The sequence below is a fragment of the uncultured Lamprocystis sp. genome (assembly GCF_903933125.1).
Classification (GTDB): Bacteria; Pseudomonadota; Gammaproteobacteria; order Chromatiales; family Chromatiaceae; genus Thiodictyon.
In genome coordinates, this window is the sequence record NZ_CAIZIZ010000401.1 from 1 (window position 1) to 11,308 (window position 11,308).

Here is an 11,308-nt window from a genome sequence, read left to right on the forward strand (position 1 = left end):
CGCTACGCTTATCCACCCTACAAAACCGGCGATTTTGTAGGGTGGATAAGGTGCGCCGCACGATGTTCGGGATTCAGCACATCGATTGTGCGCGCCGCATCCACCATGGGCCGCAGGAGACCCTCAAATTTGGAACTGCTGCGGGTCGCCGCGGACCCGCCCGCGGCACCCGCCACTGTCCACTCGACGGCCGCCCGCGATGTTCGATCTGATCCTTTACCAACCCGAGATCCCGCCCAATACCGGGAACATCATCCGCCTGTGCGCCAACGTGGGGGCGGCGCTGCATCTGATCGCGCCACTGGGTTTCAGTCTGGAGGATCGACTGCTGCGCCGGGCCGGGCTCGACTACCACGAGTATGTAACCGTTGCGGTGCATCAGTCGCTCGATGACTGCCTGGCCCTGCTGGTCGGGCGTCGCATGTTTGCGCTCAGCACCAAGGGCCGGGTGCGTCATGATGGACCGCGCTATCGGCCGGGCGACTGCTTTCTCTTCGGTCCTGAGACCCGTGGGTTGCCGCCGGAGGTGCTGGACCGCATCCCGGCGGAGCAGCGGCTGCGCCTGCCGATGCGGCCGGGCAATCGCAGCCTGAATCTGTCGAACGCGGCGGCGGTGATGGTGTTCGAGGCCTGGCGACAGTTCGACTTTGTCGGTGCCGCGGTGCCGGATCCGGCGGACGGATGAACTCAATCGAACTCCGGCTTGGGCTCGCGTTCGAGCAGCGCGGCGGTCGCCTGCAGCGGTGAGCGCCCCTCGTAGAGCACTTGGTAGACCTGTTCGCTGATCGGCATTTCAACGCCATAGCGCTGGGCGAGGGTCCGCACAGCCTGGGCCGTGACCACCCCTTCGACTTCCTGGCCGATTTCCTCGCGCGCTTGAGCGACGCTGCTCCCACGGGCCAGTGCCAGGCCCATCCGCCGGTTGCGTGACTGGTTGTCGGTGCAGGTCAGCACCAGGTCACCGACGCCCGCCAGCCCCATGAAGGTCTCGCCGCGGCCGCCCAACGCCGTGCCGAGCCGAATCAGTTCGGTCAGTCCGCGCGTGATCAATGCAGCGCGGCTGTTGGCGCCGAAGCCCAGACCGTCGGCGATCCCGGTGGCGATGGCCAGGACGTTCTTGGCCGCGCCACTGATCTCCACGCCGACCATATCCGAGCTGGTGTAGGCGCGAAAACGCTCACCATGCAGCAGCGCCGCGGTCCGCCGGGCGAATTCCGGCTGTGCGGAGGCGACGGTGACCGCGGTGGGGAGGCCTTGCGCGACCTCGCGGGCGAAACTCGGCCCGGAGACGATCGCCAGATCCTGGCCGGGCAGCGCCTGCTGCGCCAGGGTGTGCAGGAGTCCGCCGCTCGCCGGGTCCAGTCCCTTGGTCGCCCAGGCCAGGCCGATGCCACTGGGCAGCAGTCCGGCGAGTGCGCGGGTCACGGCGGCGAACGCATGGCTCGGCACCACTGCCAGACAATCGGTCGCGCCGTTCAGCGCCTGGTCCAGCGCGGTGAGCGCGACAAGGCCCGGCGGGAAGGCGATGCCCGGCAGAAAGCGTCGATTCTCGCCTTCCGCGCGGAGCTCGGCGATATGGTCGGCCTCGTTTCCCCAGAGTTGAACCCGATGACCATTGCGGCACAGGCGGATCGCCAGGGCCGTGCCCCATGACCCGGCACCGATGACCGCGACGCAGTTGCCTCCGATCTGGCTCATGGGTACTCGCTCATTGGCACGGTCTTGGTGCCGATCTCAATGTTGACGAACGCCTTCATCGGCCCCGGTCGCCTGCGCCGCTGCTTCCTGCTGGTGCTGGGCGAAGAGGGCGTCGAAGCTGACATGCTGCAGGACCAACTGCGGGAAGCTGCCCTTGGTCACCAGGTCCGAGACGGTTTCGCGCGCGTAGGGAAACAACAGGTTGGGGCAGTAGGCGCCGAGCATGGGCCCGAGTTCCTGCTCGGTGAAGCCGGCCATGGTGAAGATGCCGGCCTGCTGCACCTCGACGATGAACGCGGTCTTGTCGCCGACCTTGGCCGTGACGGTCACGGACAGGACGACCTCGTAGGCCTGATCGGAGAGCCGGTTGACCTTGGTGTTGAGGTTCAGTTCGTTCTGTGGTTTCCACTCGCCGCGGAAGATCTCGGGGGCGTTGGGTGACTCGAACGACAGGTCCTTGGTGTAAATGCGCTGGACGGCGAACTGGCGTTCCGGGTTGATCTGGTCGATGTCGGCCATGCGTGTCGTGCTCTAAAAATTTGGTTGAACGAATAAAACGTGAAATCCAGCCGGGGTCAGCGTTTCTTGCGGGTCAGCGGCAGACTGGCCGCCTGCCAGGCCATGACACCGCCCTTGAGATTGTACACGTCGTCGAACCCCTGTTTGCGCAGAAGGCCGCAGGCGGTATTGGACTGGGCTCCGGAGCGGCAATTGACGATGATCGGTTTGCCCTTGTATTTACTCAAGACCGCCATCTGGTTTTTGAAGCCGTTCATCGGGATGTTGACGGCATTGATGATGTGGCCCTGGGCGAAATCGGCCGCCGGTCGGACATCGATCACCGCGGCGTCCTGATGATTGATCAGGGCGGTCGCTCCCAGGGGGTCGACGCTGCCGCGTTCCCCGACAATCAGGTTGTAGGTCAGCAGTCCCGCGATCACGGCAAGCGCGACGAACAGGTACCAGTGGTTACCGACGAACGCGATCAGTTGGCTCAACTGCATCGGTCTCAAGTCTCATGTGGAGTGGATTGGTCACCGACCGTTGCGACGCGGCTCACGCGGAGGCGTGACCGACGCGGGTCGGCAAGGTGCTGGGCGCGGAGTATAAGGAGCGCGGACGCGGGCGTCACCCCGTCTCGTAGAGTTGCCGCGGGGTCCGCCCTGATCGGGGATCTGTCAGTCGTGCTGGCAGAAGACCTCGCGCATCATTCCGATCAGGCGTAAGGTCCGATTGTCGCTCACGCGGTAGTACACACGATTCGCGTCTTTGCGCGAGGCCAGGATGCCCTTGTCGCGCAAAATGGCCAGATGTTGGGAGATGTTGCTCTGTGAGGTTCCCACGAGATCGACGATATCCTGCACGCTGACCTCCTGCTCGCCCAAGGTGCAGAGGATTTTCAGTCGTAGCGGATGGGACATGGCTTTGAGCGAACGCGAGGCGCGCTCGATGTCCTCGTCGTCCGCGAAGAGCGACATCGCCTCCTCGCCGTCCGATTCGCGGTCTTCCAACATCGGCAGAGATCTGGGGTTCAGAATGGTGACCATCGCCTTTGACGAGGAATCAATTTTTCATAATACAATAATAAGCTCTTTTGTACGTGCTGCGAAGCGCCGCGACGGCCAACCTTCGGTTTTTTCGCGGCGAAGGTGGTGATTATACTGCCGGCCGTGCTCTCAGCGTGATCCTCTGATCCCATGGCCTTTGGTTCTCATCAACGCAGATTCCGACTGCTCCGGCGCGGGCGGTGGTGCCGCGCGGTCGCCGCGGCCTACTTCGCCTGTGGTCTGGCGGTTGGTTTCGCGGCGACGCCCGCCCCAACGGTCTGGGCGCAGGATATGGATAGCGTGATCGATGCGCGGTCGCGTGATCTTTCCGATCTCGATCGGCAGATGGAGGGCATCGGTGCGGAGTTGACCGGGCAGAATGCCGAGCGACAGGCACTGATCGCGGAGCTCGAACAGCGCGAAAAAGACGTCGCGGCACTCGCGATCGCCGGTCGGGAACTGGAACGGGTGGTCGGCGAGCAGACCCGGGTGGCGCAGGATTTGCGTGCGCGCGAGTTCCAGGCGCAGACCGCACTGGCCGAGCAAACCCGGCGTCTGTCCGAATTGCTGCGAACGGCCTACGCGATGGGACGGACGGATGGACTGCGCATGTTGCTGAACCAGGAGGACCCGGTCCGCGCGAGTCGAGTGATGTCTTATTTCGCCTATTTCAATCGCGAACGCGTCCGCGGCATTCAGGCGGTCGAGGCGAGCGCCGCGCGGCTGACGCTGTTGGTCCGTAATGCGGAGCGTGAGGCGCAGCGCCTGCGTGAGTTCGCGCTTGAGCAGGAGACCGCCCGGGTCCGTCTGGAAGCGGCGAAACAGGAGCGCGCCCAAGTGCTTGCGGCGTTGGAGCAGACCATCATGAGCCGCGAAGCGGACCTGGTGAGTCTGAGCCGCGATGCAGAAAATCTACGGCTGTTGGTTGAACATCTGCGCCAGCGGGCGCAAATCAAGGCGGAGCTGGAAGTCCGGCGTGATCCCTTCGCCACGCGTCAGGGCCGGCTGGCTTGGCCCCTGCTGGAGGGACGCATCCGGGCCGGATTCGGTACCCGGAAGCCGGATTCCGAGCTGACCTGGGACGGCTGTCTGCTGGCCGCGCGTGAAGGCGAGGAGGTGCGTGCGATTTACGACGGTCGGGTGGTCTATGCCGACTGGCTGGTCGGTTTTGGTTTGTTGCTGGTGATCGACCACGGCGACGGTTTCCTGTCGTTTTACGGTCATAATGAGGCACTCCTCAAGGACGTCGGTGAATGGGTGTCGGCCGCCGAGGTCATCGCCTTGAGCGGCAACAGCGGCGGCCGGGACGAGCCGGTGCTTTATTTCGCCATCCGTCACCATGGTGAGGCGCTCGACCCGGCCCGCTGGTGCGGTTGACCGCGGCTCCGGCGGTGGGGTCCGCGCATCACGCGGGTCATGCGCATCTGTCGAGCACTGTTGAAACATGCGATGCTTGCGCCACTTCGGTCGATGTGCACCGCGGGTCCGGTGGCCGTCACCCGTGTCACCCGCGCAACATCATCACCCATTCCACCTGCGAACCCGCACGACCATGCCCAAACGTTTGTCCCTTGCCTTGCTGATCTGGATCGGTATCACCCTCGGAGCAGTCGCCCCGCCAGGCGGGACGCTGGCGCAAGAACAGCCGTCCGCGCCGGCTGTTCCGAGCGTGCCGGCCGTGCCGGAGACGCCGGTCGTGCCGGAGACGCCGGCTATCCCGGACGCTGTGCCGGCGCCCGTGATTCCGGCCGAACCGCAGACACCGGTTGCGTCGGCCGCGCCGGTCGCAGAGGAACTGCCCTTGGACGAACTGCGGACCTTCGCCGAGGTCTATGGGCGGATCAAGGACGACTATGTGGAAGGCGTGAAGGACAAGAAGTTACTGGAGAGTGCCATCCGCGGCATGCTCGCCGGGCTCGATCCGCACTCGTCCTATCTGGATAAGGAGGAGTACCGGGAACTCCAGGTCGGCACCAGCGGTGAATTCGGCGGTCTCGGGATCGAGGTCGGCATGGACGATGGGTTCGTCAAGATCATCGCCCCGATCGATGACACCCCGGCGCAGCGGGCCGGACTCCAGGCGGGCGACCTGATCGTGCGCATCGATGACAAGCCGGTGAAGGGTCTGAGCCTCAACGAGGCGGTGAATATGATGCGCGGCAAGCCCGGAACCGAGATCCGCCTGACCATCATGCGCAGCACCGACGGCCGGCCGCTCGACGTGAAGGTGGAACGTGACATCATCCATGTCGCTTCGGTCAAGAGCCGTACCCTGGAGCCCGGTTTCGGTTATGTGCGACTGTCGCACTTCCAGGCACGGACCACGGAGGACATGCGCACGGCCATTGAAGCCTTGAAAAAGGAGAACAAGGATGAACTCAAGGGCCTGGTACTGGACCTGCGCAATAACCCGGGCGGTGTCCTCAATGCCGCTGTCGGGGTGAGCGATGCGTTCATCGTCGATGGGCTGATCGTGTACACTCAGGGGCGGCAGGCCGACTCAAAGCTCCAGTTCAAGGCGGGTCCGGATGATGTGCTGGCCGGCGCCCCGCTGGTGGTCCTGGTGAACGGCGGCAGCGCCTCGGCCTCGGAGATTGTGGCGGGAGCACTTCAGGATCATCGGCGTGCCCTGATCATGGGAACCCAGACCTTCGGCAAGGGGTCGGTCCAAACCATCGTCCCAATCGACGATACCACCGCGTTGAAGATCACGACCGCGCGCTACTACACACCGTCGGGCCGCTCGATCCAGGCTGAGGGAATCAATCCGGATGTCACGCTCGATCCTGGTGTGTTCAAGCCATCGTCCGAGCGGGAACAGGGCCCGCTGAAAGAGTCCGATTTGGTCCGCCACCTCGACGAGGGTAAGGCGGCTGCGGACGACAAGTCCGGCGAGGTCAAGAAAACCCTTGCCGCCGAGGACTTCCAGCTCGCCGAAGCTCTGAATATGCTCAAGGGCCTGACGATTCTGGGTCGTGCCAAGGGCGGCTGACAGCGCAATCCGGGCGCCGCGCGCCAGTCGGCGCCGGCCGCCGCGACCATTGTGTCGGGAATGATCGGGTCCGCGCGCTTCGCGAACATCCGAAAATGCTGGTTTGCAGGAGATCTTCAAGATGCCAAAGGTACTGGTTCTACTTGCCCAAGGGTGTGAGGAGCTGGAGGCGGTGACCATTATCGATCTGCTGCGTCGGGCACAGATCGATGTCGTGACCGCCGGCTTGACGGCGGGCGCAGTGACCGCCAGCCGCGGCACCGTCCTGGTACCCGACAGCACCCTGGAGGCGGAGCAGGACAAGGACTTCGCGATGGTCGTGTTGCCGGGCGGTTTGCCGGGTGCGCGGTTCCTTGAGGAAGACCCGCGGGTTCAGGTCTTGTTGCGCCGCCAGGTCGCGGAGGGACGCTTCGCCGCGGCGATTTGTGCCGCACCCAAGGTGCTGGCCGCCGCCGGACTGCTCGACGGCAAGCGCGCAACCGCCTATCCTGGTTCAATTGTGGCCGCCGACTTTCCGCGGATGATGTTGACCGATGCGCCGGTGGTGGTGGACGGTCTGGTCGTGACCTCCCGCGGTCCCGGCACCGCCATGGATTTCGCATTACAACTGATCGCATTACTGATGGGTGAGGCGAGCCGCCACACCGTGGAGTCGCAACTGGTACGCGACCTGTGAGGCCCGGATGACCAGCAACCTGCGCGCGTCATGAGCCCGATCCTGCTCGAATGGGCGGCGCTACCCGCCGCCGTGGGGCTTAGCGCGGTTGCCGCGCGCTGGCTGGCCGAACGTGGCACTCTGCTCGATCACCCCAACGCACGGTCGCTCCATCAGGTTGCGGTGCCGCGTAGTGGTGGTCTGGCGGTGCTTTTCGGTCTGGTCGTCACGCTCTTCCTGTGCTGGCTCGCCGGGCTGAGCCCTCAGCAACTGCCGTGGGTCGCGGGGGCGCTGCTGCCGGTTGCGGCCGTGTCGCTGCTGGACGATCTGGGCGAGGTCTCGCGCCGTCTGCGCTTCGCCGTGCATGTTGGCGCTGGTCTGCTCCTGGCCGCCGGTGGGCTGCTGTGGAGTTCGCTGGGACTGCCGGGGGCGGACTGGCCCTTGCCCGCACCGCTCGCCTGGCTCCTGACGGTGCTCTACGTAGTCTGGATGATCAATCTGTACAATTTCATGGATGGCATGGACGGCTTCGCCGGCGGCATGGCCCTGTTCGGCTTCGGTGCCCTGGCGGTCTTGGGCTGGCAGGGGGGCGACCCGGTCTTTGCCTTGGTTGCGGCCTGTGTCGCCGCGGCCGCAGGGGGCTTTCTGTTCAGCAACTTTCCCCCGGCCCGGATTTTCCTCGGTGATCTGGGCTCCTCCAGTCTTGGTCTGCTGGCTGCCGCGCTCTCGTTGTGGGGTGCCGCGACCGGGCTCTTTCCGCTGTGGGTCGCCTGGCTGGCGTTCTCCCCGTTCATCGTCGATGCGACCTGGACGCTGGCGCGGCGGCTGGTGCGGGGCGAGCGCATCTGGGAGGCGCATCGCAGTCATCATTACCAGCGTCTGGTGCTCGTCGGTTGGGGCCATCGCAAGACGGTGTTGCGCGGTTACGTCCTGATGGCCGCCGCCGCCGCCTGTGCCGTCGCTGCCCCGGGCCTGCCGTTACATGAGCAATGGCTGGTGCTGCTGGCCTGGGCGGCGATTTACGCGCTGATTCATGTGCGTGTGCGTCTGGCTGAAGGCCAGTCACACCCCGAGGAGGTCCACTAGTGCAGGCCGAGCCCTTCTTGGACGATCTCCCGGTTTTCACCGGGACGCGTGACGACCCTGAGCCGTTACTTCCCGCCGCTGACGCAGTTGAGCGGCGAGTCCTGGCGGCCGATGCAATCGACGACCTTGGCTCGGAACCCGCTTCTGACGCGGCCTCACACCCGGAGCCGGCGGAGGGTCTGGGCGTCGATCAGGCCCCGGCCGAGCGTCCGCCGGAAGCCCGCATCGTCGCCGCACTGCATGGACGCGGCAAGCTCACCGCGGGGGATCTGGCCCGCGCCCGCCGGTTGGCCGACGATGGCGGCGAGCCCTTGCTGCGCATGTTGGTGCGTTTGGGCCTGGTCTCCGAGCGGGATATGGCACAGGCGATGAGCGAGGTTCTGGATCTGCCGCTGGCGGACCCCGCGCAGTTTCCGGCAGAACCCGTTGCCGAGGGACTTTTCACCCTGCGGTTTCTCAAAGATGCCAGGGTGCTGCCCATGGCGGAAGATGAGGAACACCTGCGGGTCGCGGTCGCGGACGCGGTCGATCCCTATATCCTGCCGGCAGTGGCGATGGCCGCGGGCAAGCGGGTGGAGGGTGTCATCGCGCTGGCCTCCGAGATCGAGCTCGCGCTGGCGCGGCTTTATGAGAAGCAGGCCGAGCCGGACCCGAACGCGGAGCCCGATTACGGAGACTTCGACGAGGAGGACATCGAGCACCTGAAGGATCTGGCCAGCGAGGCACCGGTGATCCGCATGGTCAATCATATGATCCAGAAGGCGGTGGAATCCCGTGCATCGGATATCCATATCGAGCCCTTCGCCGATGAACTGAAGGTGCGCTATCGGATCGACGGCATCCTCAAGGAGGTCGATGCCCCGCCGGTGCGCTCCACCGCGGCGGTCATTTCGCGTGTCAAGATCATGGCCAAGCTCAATATCGCGGAGCGCCGTCTGCCGCAGGACGGGCGCATCCCGGTCCGTGTGCAGGGCCGTGAGCTGGACCTGCGCGTCTCCACCGTGCCCACCATGTTCGGTGAGAGCGTGGTCATGCGATTGTTGGACAAGGAGAGCGTGCGCTTCGATTTCGATGCCCTGGGTTTTGACGGTACCCCCAGACAGCGCCTGATCGACATCCTGGAACAGCCTTACGGCATTCTGCTCGTCACCGGGCCCACCGGTTCCGGCAAGAGCACGACGCTTTATACCGCCCTGTCCCGGCTCAACACGCAAGAACGCAAGATCATTACGGTCGAAGACCCGGTCGAATACCAACTGCCGGGCATCAATCAGATCCAGGTCAAGTCCGCCATCGGCATGACCTTCGCCGGAGCCCTGCGCGCCATCGTCCGACAGGACCCGGACATCATCATGGTCGGCGAGATGCGCGATCTCGAGACCGCCCGCATCGCCGTGCAGTCGGCCCTGACCGGACACGTGGTCTTGTCCACGCTGCACACCAACGACGCGGCCAGCGGGGTCACGCGCCTGCTCGACATGGGTGTCGAGGATTACCTGCTGACCTCCACTGTCAACGGCATTCTTGGCCAGCGCCTGGTGCGCAGCCTCTGCCCCCATTGCCGTGAACCCTATGATGCCCTGCCGGAACTCGCCGCACGCTTCACGCGCTTTCAGCCGGACGGGCCCGAACCGATCAAACTGTATCGCCCAGGCGGCTGCGACCTCTGCAACGGCACCGGCTACCGCGGCCGGCTGGTCATCTCGGAGGTGCTGCTGATGACCGATCCGATCCGCAAGCTGGTGCTGAGTCACGCGACCGCCAACGCGATCCAACGCCTGGCCATGGAGGAGGGGATGGCCACCATGTATGAGGACGGGCTGCGCAAGGCGATGGCCGGGCGCACCACGGTGGAGGAGGTCTTGCGGGTCGCGGAGGACGATTAAGGTGCCCAAGTATTTCTATAAGGCGGTCAAACTCGACGGCGAGCCGGTCGAAGGGGAGTTGGAGGCGGCCGATGAGCCGACGCTGGTCAGCCTGCTGCAGGCCCAGGGGCTGCTCCCGGTCGAGACGCGCTCCGCCGGTGGTCTGCGGGCGCGGCTGGGGCGCACCCGGCGGCGTCGCCTGAGCCAGAAAGAGATCGGCATCCTCACCCGTGAGTTGGCTACCCTGATCGAGGCCGGCATGACGCTGGACCGCTCGCTCCAGGTTCTGATCGACCTGACCGCGGAGGAGCATCTGGTGCGTGTGCTCGCGGACCTGCAGGGGCGGGTGCGCGGTGGCGCCACCTTCTCCAGTGCACTGGAGGCTCAGGACGGGCAGTTCGCGCGTCTTTACATCAACATGGTGCGGGCGGGCGAGGCCAGCGGGGCACTGGATCAGGTGTTGGATCGGCTGGCCGACTATCTGGAACGGGTGGCGGAACTGCGTCAGACGGTCACCTCGGCGCTGGTCTATCCGGCCATCCTGCTGTTCGTGGCTGCATCCTCGGTGATCCTGCTTCTGGTCTTCGTGGTGCCTCAGTTCACCGTGCTCTTCGATGACATGGGCAAAGCGCTGCCGCTGCCGACGCAGATCGTGGTCGCCGCCGGCAATCTGTTCCGCAACTACTGGTGGGCCATGCTCGTCGCCGCCGCCCTGATCGCCCTGGGTCTGGAGCGCTGGATGCAGGACGAACAGGTGCGCGACCGGCTGGATCATCGCGTCTTGCGGATCCCCTTGTTCGGTGACCTGATCTGGAAGATGGAGACCGCCCGTCTCGCCCACACCCTCTCCACCCTGCTCAAGAACGGACTGCCGCTGCTCAGTGCCTTGACGCTGGCCAAGGAGGTGGTGAGTAACCGCAAGATATCCGGCCTCTTGGACGAGGCGGGTGAGGATCTCAAGCACGGACGCGGACTCGCCGGTCCCCTGGCGCGGCTGAAGGCCTTGCCGGACCTGGCCTTACAGATGATCCGCGTCGGCGAGGAGTCGGGCGCGCTCGACGCCATGCTCGCCAAGGTCGCCAGCATTTATGATCGGGAGACTCGCACCAGCGTTCAGAGCATGCTGACTCTCCTGGAGCCCATTCTCATCGTCGGCTTGGGTATCGTGGTCGCGGGGATCATCATTTCTATCCTGATGGCGATCTTGGGGGCGAATGATCTGGTATTCTGACAGCCACCTCGGGCGCAGTACAGGTGCACCAAGGTCGGCCAAGATTGCCGTGCCGGCTAAAGCGATCCTCCAGATTTATCAACAGATGTCACAGACTCGACTTTGGCCATTTCAGGCCGTCGAGGCCAGTTGATCCAGCAAGCGTTCCCAGTCCCGCTGGGAAATAACGAGGGCGTCCGGGTCTGCGGTTGAGTTGACGAAATTCGCCGCCGCCCAACTGGTGCGGCGCACCAG

At 64.9% G+C, this 11,308-nt stretch carries 11 protein-coding genes; 7 read left to right on the plus strand and 4 right to left on the minus strand.

What is annotated here, in order from left to right; all coding sequences use genetic code 11:
• Positions 1-199 precede the first annotated feature (199 nt).
• Positions 200-685: a tRNA (cytidine(34)-2'-O)-methyltransferase gene (locus QZY03_RS21180; RefSeq protein ID WP_295584334.1), complete on the plus strand. Its 486-nt coding sequence runs from the start codon at positions 200-202 to the stop codon at positions 683-685.
• A gap of 2 nt (positions 686-687) precedes the next feature.
• Here the strand turns inward: QZY03_RS21180 and QZY03_RS21185 are convergent, their stop codons facing one another.
• From QZY03_RS21185 to QZY03_RS21200, 4 genes are all read right to left on the minus strand, one after another.
• Positions 688-1,698 (minus strand): NAD(P)H-dependent glycerol-3-phosphate dehydrogenase, encoded by a 1,011-nt coding sequence (locus tag QZY03_RS21185; RefSeq protein ID WP_295584337.1) that lies wholly within the window; start codon positions 1,696-1,698, stop codon positions 688-690.
• Between the two features lie 36 nt (positions 1,699-1,734).
• Entirely contained in the window at positions 1,735-2,217 is a 483-nt protein-coding gene (gene secB, locus QZY03_RS21190; RefSeq protein ID WP_295584339.1) for a protein-export chaperone SecB, read from the minus strand.
• Positions 2,218-2,273: 56 nt separating this feature from the next.
• Positions 2,274-2,702, minus strand: coding sequence for a rhodanese-like domain-containing protein (locus QZY03_RS21195; RefSeq protein ID WP_295584341.1), 429 nt, complete (start codon positions 2,700-2,702; stop codon positions 2,274-2,276).
• A gap of 174 nt (positions 2,703-2,876) precedes the next feature.
• A complete protein-coding gene (locus QZY03_RS21200) occupies positions 2,877-3,212 on the minus strand; it encodes a helix-turn-helix transcriptional regulator (protein WP_295584355.1) in 336 nt (111 codons plus the stop codon).
• 324 nt (positions 3,213-3,536) lie between these two features.
• Here QZY03_RS21200 and QZY03_RS21205 point away from each other — a divergent pair, with 324 nt between their 5' ends.
• The 6 genes from QZY03_RS21205 (at position 3,537) to QZY03_RS21230 (ending at position 11,074) form a co-directional block, all read left to right on the plus strand.
• Complete coding sequence (locus QZY03_RS21205; protein WP_295584343.1) at positions 3,537-4,622, plus strand: peptidoglycan DD-metalloendopeptidase family protein; 1,086 nt, start codon at positions 3,537-3,539, stop codon at positions 4,620-4,622.
• A 175-nt stretch (positions 4,623-4,797) separates the two neighbouring features.
• Positions 4,798-6,237 (plus strand): S41 family peptidase, encoded by a 1,440-nt coding sequence (locus QZY03_RS21210; protein ID WP_295584345.1) that lies wholly within the window; start codon positions 4,798-4,800, stop codon positions 6,235-6,237.
• 121 nt (positions 6,238-6,358) lie between these two features.
• Positions 6,359-6,913, plus strand: coding sequence for a DJ-1 family glyoxalase III (locus tag QZY03_RS21215; RefSeq protein ID WP_295584347.1), 555 nt, complete (start codon positions 6,359-6,361; stop codon positions 6,911-6,913).
• Positions 6,914-6,943: 30 nt separating this feature from the next.
• On the plus strand, positions 6,944-7,978 hold the full coding sequence (locus QZY03_RS21220; RefSeq protein WP_295584349.1) for a glycosyltransferase family 4 protein: 1,035 nt from the start codon (positions 6,944-6,946) through the stop codon (positions 7,976-7,978).
• The gene (gspE, locus tag QZY03_RS21225; RefSeq protein WP_295584351.1) at positions 7,978-9,864 is read left to right on the plus strand and encodes a type II secretion system ATPase GspE; all 1,887 of its coding nucleotides are present in this window, start codon (positions 7,978-7,980) and stop codon (positions 9,862-9,864) included. Before QZY03_RS21220 ends, gspE begins: the two co-directional genes overlap by 1 nt.
• A 1-nt stretch (position 9,865) precedes the next feature.
• Entirely contained in the window at positions 9,866-11,074 is a 1,209-nt protein-coding gene (locus tag QZY03_RS21230; RefSeq protein ID WP_295584353.1) for a type II secretion system F family protein, read from the plus strand.
• Positions 11,075-11,308 lie beyond the last annotated feature (234 nt).

Excerpts from the sequence above, each read along its gene's own strand:
- QZY03_RS21180 (WP_295584334.1), top strand. The coding sequence starts at position 200 with ATGTTCGATCTGATCCTTTACCAACCCGAGATCCCGCCCAATACCGGG.
- QZY03_RS21185 (WP_295584337.1), bottom strand. The coding sequence starts at position 1,698 with ATGAGCCAGATCGGAGGCAACTGCGTCGCGGTCATCGGTGCCGGGTCA.
- secB (WP_295584339.1), bottom strand. The coding sequence starts at position 2,217 with ATGGCCGACATCGACCAGATCAACCCGGAACGCCAGTTCGCCGTCCAG.
- QZY03_RS21195 (WP_295584341.1), bottom strand. The coding sequence starts at position 2,702 with ATGCAGTTGAGCCAACTGATCGCGTTCGTCGGTAACCACTGGTACCTG.
- QZY03_RS21200 (WP_295584355.1), bottom strand. The coding sequence starts at position 3,212 with ATGTTGGAAGACCGCGAATCGGACGGCGAGGAGGCGATGTCGCTCTTC.
- QZY03_RS21205 (WP_295584343.1), top strand. The coding sequence starts at position 3,537 with ATGGATAGCGTGATCGATGCGCGGTCGCGTGATCTTTCCGATCTCGAT.
- QZY03_RS21210 (WP_295584345.1), top strand. The coding sequence starts at position 4,798 with ATGCCCAAACGTTTGTCCCTTGCCTTGCTGATCTGGATCGGTATCACC.
- QZY03_RS21215 (WP_295584347.1), top strand. The coding sequence starts at position 6,359 with ATGCCAAAGGTACTGGTTCTACTTGCCCAAGGGTGTGAGGAGCTGGAG.
- QZY03_RS21220 (WP_295584349.1), top strand. The coding sequence starts at position 6,944 with ATGAGCCCGATCCTGCTCGAATGGGCGGCGCTACCCGCCGCCGTGGGG.